At 48.1% G+C, this 17,436-nt stretch carries 16 protein-coding genes; 9 read left to right on the top strand and 7 right to left on the bottom strand.

Annotated features, from left to right (window positions below; genetic code table 11):
- The first annotated feature begins 162 nt into the window (after window positions 1–162).
- From SPB21_RS25270 to nuoK, 5 genes are all read left to right on the top strand, one after another.
- Window positions 163–1,356 carry a citrate synthase gene (locus SPB21_RS25270; RefSeq protein ID WP_163661231.1) on the top strand — a complete coding sequence of 398 codons (1,194 nt, stop codon included), beginning with the start codon at window positions 163–165 and terminating at the stop codon, window positions 1,354–1,356.
- A gap of 285 nt (window positions 1,357–1,641) precedes the next feature.
- On the top strand, window positions 1,642–2,760 hold the full coding sequence (gene nuoH, locus SPB21_RS25265; RefSeq protein ID WP_163661233.1) for an NADH-quinone oxidoreductase subunit NuoH: 1,119 nt from the start codon (window positions 1,642–1,644) through the stop codon (window positions 2,758–2,760).
- A 4-nt stretch (window positions 2,761–2,764) separates the two neighbouring features.
- Window positions 2,765–3,370 carry an NAD(P)H-quinone oxidoreductase subunit I gene (gene ndhI, locus SPB21_RS25260; protein ID WP_163661235.1) on the top strand — a complete coding sequence of 202 codons (606 nt, stop codon included), beginning with the start codon at window positions 2,765–2,767 and terminating at the stop codon, window positions 3,368–3,370.
- An 86-nt stretch (window positions 3,371–3,456) separates the two neighbouring features.
- A complete protein-coding gene (locus SPB21_RS25255) occupies window positions 3,457–4,065 on the top strand; it encodes an NADH-quinone oxidoreductase subunit J (protein WP_163661237.1) in 609 nt (202 codons plus the stop codon).
- Between the two features lie 45 nt (window positions 4,066–4,110).
- Window positions 4,111–4,416, top strand: coding sequence for an NADH-quinone oxidoreductase subunit NuoK (gene nuoK, locus SPB21_RS25250; RefSeq protein WP_006517218.1), 306 nt, complete (start codon window positions 4,111–4,113; stop codon window positions 4,414–4,416).
- A 219-nt stretch (window positions 4,417–4,635) separates the two neighbouring features.
- Here the strand turns inward: nuoK and SPB21_RS25245 are convergent, their stop codons facing one another.
- On the bottom strand, window positions 4,636–4,998 hold the full coding sequence (locus SPB21_RS25245) for a c-type cytochrome (RefSeq protein ID WP_006517217.1): 363 nt from the start codon (window positions 4,996–4,998) through the stop codon (window positions 4,636–4,638).
- A 461-nt stretch (window positions 4,999–5,459) separates the two neighbouring features.
- Entirely contained in the window at window positions 5,460–9,128 is a 3,669-nt protein-coding gene (metH, locus tag SPB21_RS25240; protein ID WP_499867979.1) for a methionine synthase, read from the bottom strand.
- A gap of 107 nt (window positions 9,129–9,235) precedes the next feature.
- On the opposite strand from metH, the gene SPB21_RS25235 reads away from it, so the two are divergent.
- A complete protein-coding gene (locus SPB21_RS25235; RefSeq protein ID WP_499867978.1) occupies window positions 9,236–9,697 on the top strand; it encodes a VOC family protein in 462 nt (153 codons plus the stop codon).
- On the opposite strand, the gene SPB21_RS25230 is transcribed toward SPB21_RS25235, so the two are convergent.
- On the bottom strand, window positions 9,649–11,019 hold the full coding sequence (locus SPB21_RS25230; protein WP_499867977.1) for an MATE family efflux transporter: 1,371 nt from the start codon (window positions 11,017–11,019) through the stop codon (window positions 9,649–9,651). The genes SPB21_RS25235 and SPB21_RS25230 overlap by 49 nt on opposite strands.
- 111 nt (window positions 11,020–11,130) lie before the next feature.
- Here SPB21_RS25230 and SPB21_RS25225 point away from each other — a divergent pair, with 111 nt between their 5' ends.
- Together SPB21_RS25225 and SPB21_RS25220 are read left to right on the top strand one after the other, a co-directional pair.
- On the top strand, window positions 11,131–12,663 hold the full coding sequence (locus tag SPB21_RS25225) for a tetratricopeptide repeat protein (RefSeq protein ID WP_499867976.1): 1,533 nt from the start codon (window positions 11,131–11,133) through the stop codon (window positions 12,661–12,663).
- A 115-nt stretch (window positions 12,664–12,778) separates the two neighbouring features.
- Window positions 12,779–13,279 (top strand): DUF3122 domain-containing protein, encoded by a 501-nt coding sequence (locus SPB21_RS25220; RefSeq protein WP_499057116.1) that lies wholly within the window; start codon window positions 12,779–12,781, stop codon window positions 13,277–13,279.
- A gap of 31 nt (window positions 13,280–13,310) precedes the next feature.
- Here SPB21_RS25220 and lipA read toward each other — a convergent pair whose 3' ends face one another.
- Window positions 13,311–14,222 (bottom strand): lipoyl synthase, encoded by a 912-nt coding sequence (gene lipA / locus SPB21_RS25215; protein WP_499867975.1) that lies wholly within the window; start codon window positions 14,220–14,222, stop codon window positions 13,311–13,313.
- Window positions 14,223–14,517: 295 nt separating this feature from the next.
- On the opposite strand from lipA, the gene SPB21_RS25210 reads away from it, so the two are divergent.
- Window positions 14,518–15,024 (top strand): response regulator, encoded by a 507-nt coding sequence (locus SPB21_RS25210; protein ID WP_499868746.1) that lies wholly within the window; start codon window positions 14,518–14,520, stop codon window positions 15,022–15,024.
- 36 nt (window positions 15,025–15,060) lie between these two features.
- Here the strand turns inward: SPB21_RS25210 and recR are convergent, their stop codons facing one another.
- Genes recR through SPB21_RS25195 form a run of 3 tightly spaced genes read right to left on the bottom strand, consistent with a single transcriptional unit; the run spans window position 15,061 to window position 17,110 of the window.
- Window positions 15,061–15,732, bottom strand: a complete 672-nt coding sequence (gene recR / locus SPB21_RS25205) for a recombination mediator RecR (RefSeq protein ID WP_499867974.1) — start codon at window positions 15,730–15,732, stop codon at window positions 15,061–15,063.
- 27 nt (window positions 15,733–15,759) lie between these two features.
- Complete coding sequence (locus tag SPB21_RS25200) at window positions 15,760–15,990, bottom strand: hypothetical protein (protein WP_006517207.1); 231 nt, start codon at window positions 15,988–15,990, stop codon at window positions 15,760–15,762.
- A gap of 46 nt (window positions 15,991–16,036) precedes the next feature.
- Complete coding sequence (locus tag SPB21_RS25195; RefSeq protein WP_499057120.1) at window positions 16,037–17,110, bottom strand: RuBisCO accumulation factor 1; 1,074 nt, start codon at window positions 17,108–17,110, stop codon at window positions 16,037–16,039.
- Between the last annotated feature and the right edge of the window lie 326 nt (window positions 17,111–17,436).

Raw genomic sequence — 17,436 nt, 5'->3', positions numbered from 1 at the left:
ATGTGTATGAGTCGATGGGTGGATGCAATTGTGGCCAAATTGCGGCCATCGGGTACTAGTTTTCTTCAAAGAAAGCTTACCTGTTCCCAGGGAAAATGCATGAATAGACCACTTCTCGATATCCTTAAAGAATAAAAGAGAGCAGCGGTAGGACGACTGACAATGACCCTATGCGAATATCGCCCTGGTTTAGAGGGAATTCCCGCGACAGAATCAAGCATTAGTTACGTAAACGGTCAGGAAGGGATCTTAGAATACCGAGGCATTCGTATCGAAGAGTTAGCCCCAAAAAGTACCTTTTTAGAAACGGCCTATTTACTTATCTGGGGAGGCCTACCCACCAAGCAAGAACTGGATTTATTTAAGGATGAGATTCAACATCATCGCCGGTTGAAGTATCGCATCCGCGACATGATGAAGTGCTTTCCTGAGAGCGGCCATCCCATGGATGCATTACAGGCATGTGCAGCCGCCTTAGGGTTATTTTACTCCCGGCGAGCGTTAGAGGATCCGGCCTATATCCAGGCTGCCGTGGTCCGCTTATTAGCTAAAATCCCCACCATGGTGGCCGCATTTAAGCTGATTCGGAAGGGAAATGATCCGGTTCAACCTCGGGATGATCTCGATTACGCAGCAAATTTTTTGTACATGCTGAATGAGGAGGTACCAGACCCCTTAGCAGCCCGAATTTTTGATGTATGTCTCACGCTGCATGCTGAGCACACGATCAACGCCTCTACATTTTCGGCAATGGTCACAGCCTCTACACTCACTGACCCATATGCTGTGGTGGCTTCAGCAGTGGGTACACTAGCTGGTCCCCTCCATGGCGGTGCGAACGAAGAAGTCGTCGCCATGCTTCAAACGATTGGTTCGGTGGATAATGTACGCCCCTTTGTAGATGATTGCATTGCCCGTAAAGCTAAGATTATGGGCTTTGGCCATCGGGTCTATAAAGTTAAGGATCCAAGGGCGGTTATCTTGCAAAAGCTGGCTGAGCAACTCTTTGAGAAGTTTGGCCAGGATGAATATTACGAAATTGCCTTAGAACTGGAAACAGCTGTCACGGAACGTCTAGGACAAAAGGGCGTATACCCAAATGTAGATTTCTATTCGGGACTGGTTTACCGAAAGTTGGGAATTCCGACTGACTTATTTACACCAATATTTGCGATCGCACGTGCCGCTGGATGGCTCGCCCACTGGAAAGAGCAGTTGGCTGAAAATCGAATTTTTCGACCAACACAAATTTATACTGGTCCTCACAACCAAGCATACATAAACGTGACAGAGCGTCTGCACCTTTGGGATAAAAAGGCTCAGTCTCCGTCAGCTGTGCGCAACGGATCCGTATAAATCGGTATTTTCCCCCTGTGATGGGCATCACCCCTCTTGTCAATACTGATAAATCCAACGAAACTGATATCAGTGACGATTTTCAGGAACTCCAGCCCCTCTTGATACATATCAAGGGGGGTTTTTGTATGCATCACCAGGAATGACTAATGTTTAATCTATAACCATGAGTAGTAATTCCTATTAGTACCAACTCAGTTATTTCACCTTTGAAGACATATTAAGCGTTAGAATCATTAGGGAAATTGGCCCTGAGGCCCTCCACTCCATCTATTTAAGTTGGGTATGAGTTCTGGAATTAACCTGCAAGAGAGCTTCATTCAAATACTGGTATCACTGGGAATACCCCCAGCTGTAGCTAAGCTGGTTTGGATGCCGCTGCCGATGTTACTAATTCTCATCGCTGCGACCGTCAGCATTTTTATTGCCGTTTGGCTAGAGCGAAAAATTTCAGCTGCGGCCCAGCAGCGAATTGGCCCTGAATATGTTGGTCCGCTGGGCGCACTGCAAGCAACAGCGGACGGCGTCAAACTTATATTCAAAGAAGATATTAATCCAGCCCAAGCAGACCCAATTTTATTTACTTTGGGTCCAGCCTTGGTCGTTATCCCTGTCTTTGTGTCTTACCTGGTTGTGCCCTTTGGGCAGAACATGGTGATTACCGATTTAGGTGTAGGCATCTTTCTATGGATTGCCCTTTCGAGTGTTACCCCCATCGGCTTACTGATGGCCGGGTATTCTTCAAACAATAAGTATTCTCTACTAGGAGGATTGCGAGCGACAGCCCAGTCAATTAGCTATGAAATTCCCTTAGCGCTAGCAGTCCTGGCTGTGGTGATGATGTCTAATAGCCTTAGCACCATCGACATTGTCAACCAGCAAGCAAGCTATGGCATTCTCAGCTGGAATATCTGGCGACAGCCTGTTGGTTTTATCCTTTTCTGGATTGCAGCCCTGGCAGAATGCGAACGCTTACCATTTGACTTACCAGAGGCAGAAGAAGAGATTGTAGCTGGCTACCAAACTGAATACACCGGTATGAAGTTTGGCCTATTTTATGTTGGCTCCTACGTTAATCTAGTCCTCTCAGCCATGTTGGTGTCAGTGCTATACCTGGGCGGATGGAGTTTTCCGATTCCTGTTGAAGTTATGGCTGATGGTTTAGGGATTAGTGAAACCACCCCTTGGCTACAGGTAATTACTGCCGCTTTAGGGATCATGATGACCCTAATTAAGGCTTATTTCTTAGTATTTCTCGCCGTACTTTTACGATGGACTGTGCCTCGCGTACGCATCGACCAGCTTCTAGATTTAGGCTGGAAATTTCTACTGCCAGTGGCCCTGGTTAATCTGCTACTAACAGCAGCGCTCAAGCTCGCATTTCCATTTGCGTTTGGAGGGTAAAACAATGCTCAACTTTCTAAAGCAGGTTGGTGACTACGCCAAAGAGACCGTCCAAGCCGCTAAGTATATCGGTCAAGGTCTATCAGTCACGTTTGACCATATGAAGCGTCGTCCTGTGACGGTGCAATATCCCTACGAAAAGCTAATTCCATCTGAACGCTATCGCGGTCGTATCCACTTTGAGTTTGATAAGTGCATCTCTTGCGAAGTTTGCGTCCGTGTTTGTCCAATCAATTTGCCTGTTGTTGACTGGACCTTCGATAAATCAACAAAGAAGAAGGTACTGGACCACTACAGCATTGATTTTGGCGTTTGTATCTTTTGCGGTAACTGTGTAGAGTATTGCCCTACCAACTGTCTCTCCATGACTGAGGAGTATGAGTTGGCCGCCTATGACCGCCACGAACTCAACTATGACAGCGTTGCTCTAGGTCGTTTGCCCTACAAAGTCACTGATGATCCCATGGTGACACCAATGCGTGAGCTGGCCTACCTACCCAAGGGTGTTATGGATCCCCATGAATTACCTGAAGGGTCTCGGCGCGCTGGTAAACTACCACAAGAGATCTTGGAAGAACTGGAAGCTTCTAAACCAGCGAAGACTGAGTAAGCAGCTGACTAAATAATTTGTCCAAAGATGTTAGGACAAATTATCCACCAGCCAAGCAAATAGCAGCCTAGATAACCGGAGTAGTAGTGAACTTAGCAGAAGGCGTACAATTTGTTTCCCTAGGCATCCTTGGTGCCTTGATGTTATTAGCAGCCCTGGGCGTAGTGCTGCTTAATAATATTGTTTATTCAGCATTTTTGCTGGGTCTGGTATTTATCAGCATTTCAGGCCTTTACATCTTGCTAAATGCAGGGTTTGTGGCGGCAGCTCAAGTCCTGGTTTATGTAGGTGCAGTCAATATCCTGATTCTGTTCGGGATTATGCTGGTAAATAAGCGGGAAGATTTTCAACCCGTGTCCAATGCTTGGCTTGGTAAAGCTGCAACAGGTGCTGTGTGCATCGGATTGTTTAGCTTACTGAGTTCCATGGTGCTATCCACATCCTGGCAGCTCTCTTCAGCTGCGCCAGCTGGTGAAGCATCCATTGAAATCATCGGTCAGCACTTTTTTAGTGACTTTTTGCTACCGTTCGAACTCGCCTCGGTACTACTATTAATGGCCTTGGTGGGAGCCATTATTCTGGCACGTCGTGAATATGTGCCGGATTATGAGCCTGCTGACGAGCCTAAAGTGCTAACGTTACCTGAACGTCCTCGTGAGTTAGTAGCTGCTGGCAGTGACACTCAGGACAGTTAGATTAAACCTGCGTCAAGTTATCCATAAGAAGAAGTTAGTTAATCCATGCAACTAGAGTACTTTTTGATTCTTGCCGCTGCGCTTTTTTGCGTAGGTATTTATGGGCTAGTCACAAGCCGAAACGTCATTCGAGTACTCATGTCGATTGAGTTAATGCTCAATGCCGTAAACCTGAATTTAATGGCATTTTCTAATTACCTGGACCCAGCTGAAATCAAGGGCCAGGTCTTTGCTGTCTTTGTGATTACGATTGCTGCGGCTGAAGCTGCTGTAGGTCTTGCCATTGTGCTGTCGATTTACCGCAACCGCGACACAGTCGATATGGAGCAATTCAATTTGCTGAAGTGGTAAGTTTACTTCTCAATTGAACTAAAAAGTGCCCAGCCATAATAATGGCTGGGCACTTTTTATGATTTATCTATAGAAATAAATCTATAGCAAGCTGCTGAATGCTATCTCCAAAGGGAGAGGCGGCTGCGCCAACACTTGCTTCAGTCTTCGTCACGCTATAAAGAGAGGCTACTATCCCAATAACGAGCGAGACAACCTCTCTTTATGTGGCGAGTAACGCTACTCTGGCCAGCCACTCTCAGATTGGGCTTTTACATAGGCAGCAACATCAGCGATCGCTTTATCGCTAATACGCCCTTGAAACGCGGGCATGGCACCTCTACCATTCGCAACCTGATAAACAATCGCCTCAACATTATGCTCAAGGCGATAGTTAAACAAATACTGTTCTAGAGCCTCCTGCTTCAATGTTTGGGAGGATACGATAGCGTTGTTGCCTCCCGCATGGCACGTAGCACAGGTATTGGTAAACACTTTCTCCCCTGCAGCTACATCACCTACATAGGTATCGTCTGCAAAAGCAGGCATTGTCAAAACGATACTGGCAACGATCGCCAGAATTGCAGTCAAAATTGCTCTCATTCTGATTAGTTCTCTCAACAAATTAGACTGTCTTGGTAAAAGACCAGCGTATTAACCACTATAAATAGGGTCTTGGCCATGGCGATAGACAACATGGCACATCTTACGTTTTTGTAATGTCGGCCAGAAAAGGTGGGCAGTATTATCAAGATTCATCACTATTCAGCTTGCAAAATACCGACTAAGATTGACATTACTTGTGCCAAATCAGTGGGCACACGATAGATGTGTCGTGAGCAATTTTCTTGGTGAAGAGCCAAGAGTAACAGGGATGAAGAGCGGCTCTTTACCCTATAGCCCTAAAAGCATGACTGACACTAGCACTCTTTACCAATATCAATACAGAATCCAAATTTTTAGCTTTGACACTTCACTAGTCATTGGTTTTGACCCTCAATGAATGGCTGCAGCAAATGGGACATACCTACCTGCGGATTTACACTTTTTGTTCATCATCACCACTATGCGCTGAAGTATTTCGCGGTTGGATGATACGTCACAATTGCTGTGGTGGATTCCTCAGGATATAGCTGTTCGCTTTCATCCATGGTCATGCCGATGCGGTCAGCGCCCAGTATTGCCAACTGCTTAGCCTGATCTGCCACATTAGGACAGGCCGGATAACCAAAGCTATAGCGACCTCCCTGATAGCGCTGAGCCAACATATCGCGGATATTATCAGGCTCTTGATCGCCATAGCCAAGCTCTTTACGGATGAGCGCATGGCACCATTCCGCCATGGCCTCAGCCACCTGGACGGCCAGGCCATGGAAATAGAGATAGTCGGTATATTGATCCTCTGCAAATAGCTGGCGGGCATAGTCTGCAGAAATCTGGCCCACAGTCACTGCCTGCATTGGGAAGACATCAAACTGATTCTGTTCTTTAGGTAAGAAGAAATCAGCAATGCACAAACGGCGCATGGACTTCTGCCGAGGAAACTCCCAGGTAAAGAGGGGCTCTGCATCGTTAGGGGTGAGTCCCTGCTCGATGACAGCAGGCTCGTAAACATGCACCGAATTGCCCTCAGCCGTGCAGGGGAAATAACCATAGACGAGCTGAGGATGCAGTAGGTTTTCTTCTTTCACCTTTTGCTTCCACTCCGCCAGGATGGGATGAACCCTATCCGCTAGAAACACATCATATTCTTCGCGTGTTTGATTTTTAGGTTTTCGAAACTGCCACTGGCCCACAAATAATGCCTGTAAGTCAAGATGCCAATATAGTTCATCCATATCAAAGTCTTCAGGCTTGAGGATTTTTGTCCCCCAGAAGGGTGGAGTCGGACGAGGAATATTAATATCAACTGCTTCAGAGCGATTGGTATCAATCACTTCAGGCTCTTTCTTTTTCTCTCTTTTATCAGCGCCTCCATTTAAAGCAGCTTCTGCCTGTTCAATGGCCTTGCGCCCCTTCTGATTATATTGAGCGTAGTCACCTGTAAAACCTTCGTCATCTTGCCAGCATTCTTCTTTCTTCGCAGGCATGAGTCGATCCATAAAAGTAAGATCGGCAAATGCGTCTTTACCATATATGACCTGACCGTTGTAGGTATCTTGGCAATCACCATAAACAAATTTAGGCGTCAGGGCAGCACCTCCCAAAATCACAGGAGCCGAAATTTTCTTCTCATTAAATACAGCCAGGTTCTCTTTCATAAAGGCTGTGGATTTCACTAACAATCCACTCATGGCTATACAGTCTGGCTGATGTTCTTCATAGGCGGCAACAATGGCATCAACAGTTTGTTTAATGCCGAGATTGATGACCTTATAACCGTTGTTAGTAAGGATGATGTCCACCAGGTTTTTACCAATATCGTGTACATCTCCCCTGACTGTGGCAATCAGGAACTTACCTTTGCCACTATCATCTTGACCGTCTTCTTTTTCCATGAGTGGTTCTAGGAAAGCCACCGCTGCCTTCATGGTCTGAGCTGATTGCAGAACAAACGGTAACTGCATTTGGCCAGATCCAAAGAGTTCTCCCACAACTTTCATGCCGTCGAGCAAAAAAGTGTTAATGATCTGCAATGGCTCATAGGGAGTATCTAAAGCAATCTGTAATGCCTCTTCAAGGCCAATGCGCTCACCATCAATAATGTGTTGTTTCAGGCGTTCTTCGATGGGCAAATCAGCAAGGGATGCGGACGAGCGGGCATCTTTGGTGGTGACCCCTTCAAATAGGGTTGTTAGCTCTCCAAGGGGATCGTATGTGCAAATTTCACCATCGAATTCTCGGTTGTCATAGATGAGATCTTTACAGATTTTCTGATGCTCTGGGTCAATTTTAATCAGAGGCAAAATCTTGGCAGCTGAGACAATAGCGCCATCCATACCGACCTGCATAGCCTCATGTAAAAACACCGAGTTTAAGGTGATACGAGCTGCCGGGTTCAGGCCAAAGGAGATATTGGAAACTCCGAGCATGAAGTGAACGCCAGGAAGCGTTTCTTTGATTTGTTTGATCGCCTCAATCGTGGCTTTTGCGTTTTCTCGATCTTCTTCAATACCAGTGGAAATCGGCAGCGCTAGGGTATCAAAAAACAACTCATGGGGTGGCAGGCCGTATTCGAGAGCATCATGATAAGCACGCTGCGCAATTTGGGACTTTTTCTCAGCAGTACGGGCCATGCCATCTTCGTCAATACAGCCAACAACAACACCCGCACCGTAGGTTTTGGCTAATTCTAGAACCTTGAAAAATCTCTCGTCACCGTCTTCATAGTTTGTGGAGTTAAGAATGCACTTACCCCCTGCAACTTTTAGCCCTGCCTCCATTTTTGTCCACTCGGTGGAGTCTAGCATGAGGGGCAAGGTGACATTAGTCACAAGACGAGACACAATCTCGTGCATATCCGCTTCGCCATTGCGACCCACGTAGTCTACGTTGACGTCGAGGATATGGGCACCTTCTTTAACCTGGCGTTTTGCGATCGCAATCAACCCATCCCAATCATCCTCGTTCAATAGTTCCCGCACCTTACGGGAACCACTCGCATTCAACCGTTCGCCCACAATCAAGAACGAATTATCCTGCTCATAGGGTTGCGCCCCATAAATCGAAGCCGCCGCAGGTGAATAGTTCAAGGCGGGGCGCATAATCTTCTCGCCCCCTGCCCCAAGAGAAGCTAGGGAAGATCCCATCGCTCCATTTAAGTACGGGGACAAGCGAATGTCTCGGTCTTTTGGGGACAACTCCTGGGAAATCTCCGCCAGTGCAGCAATGTGGTCAGGACGTGTACCACAACAACCACCAATCACCTGTACACCAAAATCTTCTACAAACCGATGTAGCGCCATCCGCAGTTCCATCGGGGTGAGTTTATAGTGGGCATGGCCACCGATATTTTCTGGTAGACCCGCATTTGGCACACAGGAAACCACAAAGGGAGAGGTTTCTGATAAATACTTAATGTGCTCCGTCATCAGGTCTGGGCCTGTAGCACAGTTCAGCCCCAAAATATCAATAGGGTAGGGCTCCAGAATACTGACCACTGCTGTAATATCAGAGCCCACCAGCATTGTTCCAGTGGTCTCCATGGTCACCGACACCATCAGCGGTAACCGGGCACCTTTCTTTTCAAACACAGCCTCAATCGCATTCAGGGCTGCTTTGATCTGCAACACATCCTGACAAGTCTCGACGATAAATAGATCTACACCACCGTCGTATAGGCCCTCTGCCTGAACAGTAAATGCCTCAAGTAGCTCATCGTAGGTAATGTGTCCCAATGTGGGCAATTTTGTACCTGGCCCCATGGAACCGGCTACAAAGCGAGGTTTCTCAGGTGTCGAAAACTCAGCCGTACAGGCCTTGGCTAATTCTGCCGCCACTTTGTTCAGGTCGTAGGCTTTATCCTGCAATCCGTACTCTGCCAGGACAAACGTACTACCTCCAAAGGTGTCCGTTTCGATCACATCTGCCCCTGAAGCTAAGAAGTCACGATGGACCTTTGCCACCGCCTCAGGCTTGGTGACGACCAAATATTCATTGCAGCCCTCATACTCCAAACCACCAAAGTCATCGGCGGTTAATTCCTGGACCTGCAGATTGGTTCCCATAGCCCCATCAAAGACAAGTACGGGCCGTGCAGGGCTATGCAGACGTTCGAGGAAAGCACTATTCATAGATGTCAAAGCAGTTGAACAAAGCGGAGACTATACCCATTATTATCGGTTTTATTGATGAATAGATTGGCAGTAAAGTAGAACCCAACGCAATCTGGTGCATTGGTATGACATTATCGATTGACAGACGGGGCACAGGACTGCTGCCGAATACCCTCCGAGGGGTCCATCACATTGCCCTGAACGTCAAAGACATGGCTGCATCCCGTCATTTTTATGGTTCAATCCTAGGGCTACATGAGCTCACAGGCGATGAGGTGCCTGAGACCCTGGTAACACTTGTTGCCCAGGGTAAAGTGGCTAACTTTCGTCTACCCGATGGCACTATCCTGGATCTCTTCGGTGAACCGGACTTAGAACCTCCCAATCCGGATCCAACTCAGCAATTTACTCGGGCCAATCATATGGCGTTTGATATCGCCCCTGAGCTGTTTAATCAAGCCGTTGAGCTGCTCCAACAGAATCAGGTCGCGATCGACCATGGCCCTGTGAGTAGACCCACTGGGCGCGGCATTTATTTTTACGACCCAGATGGTTTTTTATTGGAAATTCGCTGCGAGCCTAAATAGGGTGACGCTTCGGCTCTAGGCTGCCAACTACCAGGCACCGCCCAGGCTAAGGTCATGGCTCTGATTGCCATAAAAGAGGCCATAGCTAGCCATAGGCAATGGGGACTGTTCTGCCAATAGGCGATTAACGCCCATGGTAGAAAGCCACAGAACGTTGCCAAAACAGTGGACTTTCGCAGAATAGTGCCAGAGGTTAGGCCTAAAAAATAGCCGTCTAACATAAAGGCAATGGCTCCAAAGCCATACACGGGCAGCAGCCAAATAACATAGTGATTTAGTTGGGCTAATACGGTTTGGTGATCGGTCAGCAGACCAAAGAGAACTTGAGGAAAGGTGATGAATGCGATCGCAATTCCCACCCCCAATCCCACACTGATACCGCTCCCAATCTTAGCCAAAGCCCTGAGTTCAGACGATTTTCCCTGACCATGAAACTGGCCAGCATAGGCCTCAGTTGCAAACGCAATCCCATCTAGAAAGTAGGTGACGAGCATGAGCGACTGTAGCAGCAGCGTATTGACTGCAAGGGTATCCGTACCCATCACTCCGCTGAGATTTGTAAACAGGCTAAAACTCAGCAGCAATGCCCAGGTACGCACCATAATGTCGCGATTTAGGCGAAATAACGCTGAAATAGCATGACGACTCCATAGACTCAGACGCTGCTGCCAAATTTGAGCCCAGGGTAATGACCGCAATAGCACTATGCCGCCCACCAGCAGCATGGCGTACTGACTCAAAGCCGTGGCCAGCCCAGCCCCATGACTCTCCCAACCCAAACGCACAATCATCCAATAGTCGAGCAGGATATTAGCCCCATTACCCACCACAGCCAGGGCTAAAACTCGCCGCCCCTGGCCCAACCCCAGCAACCAACCCAGCAACACATAGTTCATGAGCACCGCTGGTGCCCCCCAGATGCGCCCCTGATAAAAGGCCAAACCAGCATCCAGCACATCCGCATCGGCCTGGAGAATAGCAAACCCTAGCACCCGCAGTGGAGTTTGCAAAAGCAGCATCAACAAGCCCATGGTTAAGGCCACCATCAGCGCCCTTAGACCCACTCGCCATTGCTCTGTGCGATCACCTCGCCCCGCCGCTTGAGCAATGAGGCCAGTGGTGCCCATGCGCAAAAAGCCAAAACTCCAGTAGATAACGTTAAACAGCACCGTTGCCAGGGCCACACCCGCTAGATGGCGAATGTCGGCCAAGTGTCCGAGAAATGCAGTGTCGATCAACCCGGCGAGGGGGACCATCAGATTCGATGTGATGTTGGCGATCGCAAGTTTGCTAAAGCCCCCTAACCAAAAAGGTTTTCCCAACTTTCAATACCCCCATTCATATCAACAATTATTGGTTAAGTAGAAACTCTAGTCCCGACTCTGGGTAAGTTTTAGTAAACGCATGCAGATACGGGGTTAAGAGACATGATTATGAACCGATTTGCTCTGCTCCTTCTGAGCACATTTGCTTTCTTCGGTAGTACTACGGCCGCGGGCATAGCTCAATCCGTTGCCACCACCGAAGCTGAAACATTTGAAGAAGAAACGCTCTTTCAAGATACTGACGCCGAGGCTCCAGCTGAAGTCCAACCAGCGTTTATAGAGCCTGTTTTACCAGAAGAAGATATTCTCCCAGATCAGGAAGCTGCTGAGGACGAACCAGCGGCAGAAGAGCCCGTCACTGAAAATTACCTAGACCTCTTTAATGAAGGATTAGAAGACTATCAAGATGGCAATGATGAGGCCGCCATCGAAGAATTCAACGCAGCTATCAATCTAAAACCTGATTTTGCACCTTCCTATCTATTTCGGGGTGCTGCCTTCGCCCGCTTAGAAAATACAGAAGCTGCCCTCAATGACTATAACCAGGCGATCTCAATTGATGCTAATTACAGCACAGCCTATCTCAATCGCGGCATCCTTTACTACGACCTGGGCCGTACGGATCTGGCAACTACAGATTTTGAGCGCACGATTGCAACAGATCCTGAATCGGCCAATGCTTACATTTATCTTGGCCTGATCGCGTCTGAACAAGGGAATCAGCAAATTGCTTTGGAATACCTAAATGACGCGGTTCGACTCGATCCCAGCAATGCATCGGCTTACTTCCATCGAGGCTTAGTTTTCAAAGCACTGAACAGTCCAGAAAGTGCCATTAGTGATTTCACGCAATCCATTGAGCTGGATGATAATAACGCAGCCACCTTCATCAATCGCGGTGCTACCTACTACACCATTGGTGACACCAGAGAAGCACTACAGGATTTCAACGAAGCCATCGACATTGATGAAGACAATGTCGAAGCATACTACAACCGCAGCTTCGCCCTCATTTCTGAGGCTCGCCCCCAAGCAGCAGTTGCAGATCTCAATCAAGTGCTGACCTTAGAACCTGGCAATGCTGATGCTTACCTGGTTCGTGGGCAAGTTTTTGCATCATCAAATAATACAGCAGATGCCATTAACGACTTTTCGAAGGTATTAGCACTATCTCCTGACTCTGCTGAAGCCTACTATAGAAGAGGTAATGCATATTTAGAGGCTGGAGAGCAACAGGCTGCCATTAGCGACTATACAGCAGCTCTGGCTCTGGAGCCTGAGCATGCACCTTCCTATAAGTATCGTGGTGACGCCTTTGCTGATTTAGGTGACAGCTTTAGCGCCTTGAGCGATTACAGCACTGCTATCAATCTGAATAGTGCCTATTGGAGTGCCTATGCTAGCCGTGGGCGCATGCATTATGACTCAGGCGACTACCAGAGCGCATACACTGACTTCTCAGCAGTGATTGCAGCGAATGTCTTAGACGCAGATGTGTTTTATTACCGTGGCATTACCAATGCTCGGATGGGTAACAGACGCGCGGCAGTTACTGACCTAGAGAAAGCAGGCAGCCTTTACCTGACCAATAATGAAGCCAACCGCTATCGGCTAGTGTTAGATGCCTTAAACAAACTATAGAAACCATAGGCAAAATCATTGTCGGGAGGTTCCATGGAACCTCCCGACAATGATTAATCAATTCTGCACCCAAATGAATTCGACTTATCCTAAAAGGGATATTTCACGACATTCTATGGTTCGGCAGCTGATTGGTATTTTCATTTGTCTCTGCTTGCAGTTTCTTCTGCTTGCACCTCCAGCCTTAGCCTCGGTACATGTGTATCACGAGCGCCCTGGCCAAACCACATTGAGATCGCAACAAAGCCTTCGCGATCGCAACGACCACTCATGGCAGGCGATTTTGTTCAAGCGCTATCGTCCCGATGGTTTAGACGGCCTATATTTGCGTCTGGTGGGCTTCCCTGGTGTTGCCGATGTCGACCCCAAAAAACCGTTGACCATCAACACGGGCACTGCCTTGGAGTGGCAGGCCACCCCTAAGCTTGATCCGCCGACACCCGCTTTACCCGACAACACCAATCAGTACGATTTCACCCCTGTAATGGACAACTTGCAAAAGGCAATTCCGTTAACCTTAGCGGTGCCGTTACAGGGAAAAGCTCCTAGCGAAATAATTGTGCCGCCCTATGCAGTTAAAGAATGGCGGGAATTGGCGGCGCAAACAATCGAATAAACCGGAGGGTGGGCAATGCCCATCTTCCGGTTTATTCTTCACCGGCATGGTAGGAACTGCGCACCAATGGACCGGAGCGAACCTGGGAAAAGCCCAGGTCATGGGCAATTGTGCCCAAGTGGTCAAATTCATCGGGGGTCCAATAGCGTTGAACGGGTAAATGAGCTAGGGATGGGCGCATGTATTGGCCGAGGGTGATGCGATCGCAGCCCACAGCTCGCAAATCCTTCATCGTCTGTACCAGCTCATCTTCGGTTTCGCCATGGCCCAGCATAAGACCAGACTTAGTGGGAATAGACGCATCCAGTTCCTTCACATAACGCAGAACCTCTAGCGATCGACGATACTTAGCACCCCGTCGCACCGGATCCTGCAAACGCTCGACAGTTTCCACATTGTGATTAAAGCAAGCGGGCCTAGCGTCCACAACCATCGCTAGCCGTTGCCGCTGATTCTCAGCAGAGTTAGGCCCACCCCAAAAGTCAGGTGTTAGCAACTCAATTTGGGTATCTGGGCTCACTGAACGAATAGCCGTCATAGTTGCCACAAACCAGCCCGCACCTTGGTCAGGCAAATCATCCCGCGCCACCGATGTCAGCACCACATATTTGAGACCTAGTAATTTAATCGATTCGGCCACTTTTTGAGGCTCTTCAGGGTCGAGGGGCATGGGAGCATGACCTTTATCAACCTGACAAAATGCACAGGAACGAGTGCATGTAGGCCCCATTAACAAAAATGAGGCTGTTTTATTTGCGTAGCACTCACTGCGATTAGGACATCGCCCCTCCTCACAAATCGTATGGATCTGTCTCTGTTTAATAATTTTTTGAACCGTCGACAGTTCGCTAGCCCGACCGATTGGTCGCATTAACCAATCAGGCATCTGAACAATCTCAGGCCTAGCAGTACCGCTGGAACGCATTTGAGATAAACTTTCCATGACACAATCAGCTTGTCTAAGTAGACTTGGGTATCCTCGGCATTACGTGAGCATAGACACGATGGTGACTTAATAGCAGCGTTCTATAGCCTTTTTGATCCTATATGATTCTTAGAAACTAGTCAGGATCAGACTTACATCGTTGCCGACCTGGGCAACATTGCTTTATACCGTTGCTGAGTCAGAAGCGTATCAGCAACGTCCCCTACCTAAACTGTAGCTATCTATTTATTAGGAGTTAGTCGTGGCAGCAAGTCATAAGATTTTAGTTATCGATGATAGCAGAGTGATCCGCATGCGCGTCCGGGATATGTTGCCCCAGGGCAACTTCGAGGTGATTGAAGCCACTGATGGCGTTGAAGGGTTAGAAGCCATTCGCAACCAAAAGCCTAACCTGATCATGCTCGATTTCTTACTGCCACGGATGAGTGGATGGGAAGTATTCCAAGAAATCCAAGCTTCTCCAGAGCTACAAAAGATCCCCCTCGTACTGATGTCAGGGCGTCGGGAAGAAGTTACCGAAAAAATTCAAGGCCCTTTCGAATATTTTGAATTTATTCAGAAGCCTTTTGAGCAAAAAGAACTCATTGAAGCCATCAAAGCTTCCATGGTAAAAGCGCGTAAGGCACGCCCAATAAGTACTGCCGCTGCTGCGCCTGCCGCCGCTGCCGCTGCCAGTGGCGAAAGTGCTGCTGAAATCGCTGCATTGAAACAGCAGGTCGCCACCCTACAAAAGGAAGTCGCTACGCTCAAAAATCAGACTGCCAAGATTTTGGCCTTCATCAAGCAGAAGCTGCGGTAAAAAACATGCCACCTGGCCAAGTGGGCGATACCTGCCCTAACCTAAAGCCTGGCGTCCTTCTAACGCTCGGGCTAGGGTTACTTCATCTGCATATTCCAAATCGCCCCCCATGGGCAAACCAAAGGCGATACGAGTCACTTTCGTAAATGACTTGAGCAACTGTCCCACATACAGCGTTGTGGTATCTCCCTCAATGCTAGGGCTGATGGCCAAAATCACTTCTCCAATATCGTCTTTGTTGACCCGGTGTACCAGTTGACCAATGTTTAGCTGCTCTGGACCAATGCCATCCATCGGTGAAATGAGACCGCCCAGCACATGGTATTTGCCCTTAAATTCTCTGGTGCGCTCAATGGCAATGACATCGCGGGAATCTGCCACAACACAAAGAGTCTGATTGTCCCGACGTGTAGAGCGACAGATGTCACACACGGGGTCCGCCGATAGATGAAAGCAAATTGAGCACTGACCCACCTGTTGTTTGGCATCTACTAGCGCCTGGGCTAGGGCTCGGACTTCGGCTTCAGGGCGTTTAAGAATATGCAACGCCAGACGCTGGGCAGTTTTAGGCCCCACACCTGGCAATCGCTGAAATTCTTCAATTAATTTAGCTAACGGACGGGTATAGATAGATCTAGCTCCTTTTTGGTTTTGTTTTCTGCTTTGGGGTATCAATTTAGGCCATGGAGGTAGGCTTATGGAAAACATCCCGCATGACGCTGTCACCCCAAAGAGTTATTCTTCGGTTGTATTGATAACGTCTTCCGACTCAGCCACCTCTTCACTCTTACCGCGCACTGGGGGCAGTTTTTCCACCAGGCCCATGGTGAATGCAACATCTGGTAAGTCCCCAGTAATGTATTTACCGGGTTCAAAGACACGACCTGGGGTAAAGCAAATTTGCCGCAATTCCACTAGCTCAGTTGCCTCAAACATTGCCCGTGATAGTCGACGTTCTAGAGCCATAATTCCTCCTAAGTCATCGGCGTTTATGCCTTCAAGTTAGCAGTAGCTATTCGTCAATTTGCCAAAGTTCTTGGGTATAGGCTTCGTCTAGAACTTTCTTGGGTCGTACGATAACGATGACTCGACCCAATAGGGGCATACCAGGGTCTGTATCAAACCAGCGTATAGCTAGCTGACCACTATCGTCACTGACCAGAAAATAGCTGCTATCATCCCAAGCTTGCTGTTGGCGATCCACAAGGATCAATACTGTCTCTGAGACCGTACTATCGGCCTGATTGGGCAGTTCATTGAAAGGCATGAGGAATGCGATCGCATCCTGCGCTGTCAACACCACCTGCCACCCTGGCACCGGCACCCAAGCCTGTTCACCCGCAGATTTCACCACACCAAACGCACCTTCTGGTTCCATCTTGGGCACAGCCTGAAAAACATCAGCTGACATCGGCCACTGCCCGACCATTGGCACCACAAAGGGCACATCAGTATCTGTCTCTATGCGAAATAGAGGTAGTCGAGGTGCAGTCTTAGCCTTGACTACCGCAAAATCAGTGAGTAGTTTCTCAATGGCTTCACGAGCACCCAAACTGTGGGCAAACCGTAACCCCTGTGCAATCAACCGTGATCGAGCCTGCAAATCAGACGTCTGCCGAGCAAACCCCCAGTAGGAAAATGCCACCGCATCTCCTGGATGATTGGTAAAACCAGGTGGCAGGTCATGACGGTAAGAAAACTCCTTCAGGGCCTTAGCCACATCACGCACTTGCTCAGAATCTAGCCCCTGGTCATAGATAAACTGAACCGCCTGAGCTCGATCATCCTTAGATAAAATCCGCAGTTCATAGAGCGAGTCACTCCCTCGGGCAGTGAAGTGCTCTAGCACGGGTTCTGCAACAGCACCGCCAAGAATGGACTGATATACCTGCCCCGCCACCATAATTTGATTCTGCTGAATTGGCTCAAACCCAGTCCCTTCAAAAATCGCTTGGGGCGACATGCCAGACTTCTGTAAAGTCTGGCAAGCCATTGCCCAGTCAACCCAATTGCCTTGCTTACGCCGCAATTGCAGAATTAGAGCTTCCGTATCAGCAGAGGATGAATTAGGAGCAGGGGTGGTCATCGTAGTCGTTAGACGAAAAGTGTCTCTCGACTTTATCGCGGATAGCTAACCACAACACAAGAGTCACTAATTTTTTTTACGGTACATAATGGGTTTACTTTTACTCAATTAAGCTTTCACTACAGTAAAGTGTCCACCTTGTCGCTCAGTAATCGCAAAACACTAATCAAAGCAGCATTATTGCCAGAGGATCCAAAGCCAGAATCTCTGCTTAGTGCGTCAAAATCGAAACACAAGTAACAAAAGACAAACATTAACATTTAGATTAGCAAGAGAAGCATCAACCAACCCATCAATCCAAAAACAAATGTAGTGAAATTATTATG

This window comes from Leptothoe sp. ISB3NOV94-8A (assembly GCF_043421595.1).
Classification (GTDB): domain Bacteria; phylum Cyanobacteriota; class Cyanobacteriia; order Phormidesmidales; family Phormidesmidaceae; genus Leptothoe; species Leptothoe turfae.
Note: the sequence above shows the minus strand (reverse complement) of the source record. Positions and strands in the feature narration are given on the sequence as shown.

Coding starts and splice junctions, on each gene's coding strand:
- SPB21_RS25270 (WP_163661231.1), top strand. CDS start 163: ATGACCCTATGCGAATATCGCCCTGGTTTAGAGGGAATTCCCGCGACA.
- lipA (WP_499867975.1), bottom strand. CDS start 14,222: ATGGAAAGTTTATCTCAAATGCGTTCCAGCGGTACTGCTAGGCCTGAG.
- nuoK (WP_006517218.1), top strand. CDS start 4,111: ATGCAACTAGAGTACTTTTTGATTCTTGCCGCTGCGCTTTTTTGCGTA.
- SPB21_RS25210 (WP_499868746.1), top strand. CDS start 14,518: ATGCGCGTCCGGGATATGTTGCCCCAGGGCAACTTCGAGGTGATTGAA.
- SPB21_RS25195 (WP_499057120.1), bottom strand. CDS start 17,110: ATGACCACCCCTGCTCCTAATTCATCCTCTGCTGATACGGAAGCTCTA.
- nuoH (WP_163661233.1), top strand. CDS start 1,642: ATGAGTTCTGGAATTAACCTGCAAGAGAGCTTCATTCAAATACTGGTA.
- metH (WP_499867979.1), bottom strand. CDS start 9,128: ATGAATAGTGCTTTCCTCGAACGTCTGCATAGCCCTGCACGGCCCGTA.
- SPB21_RS25245 (WP_006517217.1), bottom strand. CDS start 4,998: ATGAGAGCAATTTTGACTGCAATTCTGGCGATCGTTGCCAGTATCGTT.
- recR (WP_499867974.1), bottom strand. CDS start 15,732: ATGTTTTCCATAAGCCTACCTCCATGGCCTAAATTGATACCCCAAAGC.
- SPB21_RS25200 (WP_006517207.1), bottom strand. CDS start 15,990: ATGGCTCTAGAACGTCGACTATCACGGGCAATGTTTGAGGCAACTGAG.
- SPB21_RS25235 (WP_499867978.1), top strand. CDS start 9,236: ATGACATTATCGATTGACAGACGGGGCACAGGACTGCTGCCGAATACC.
- ndhI (WP_163661235.1), top strand. CDS start 2,765: ATGCTCAACTTTCTAAAGCAGGTTGGTGACTACGCCAAAGAGACCGTC.
- SPB21_RS25225 (WP_499867976.1), top strand. CDS start 11,131: ATGAACCGATTTGCTCTGCTCCTTCTGAGCACATTTGCTTTCTTCGGT.
- SPB21_RS25220 (WP_499057116.1), top strand. CDS start 12,779: ATGGTTCGGCAGCTGATTGGTATTTTCATTTGTCTCTGCTTGCAGTTT.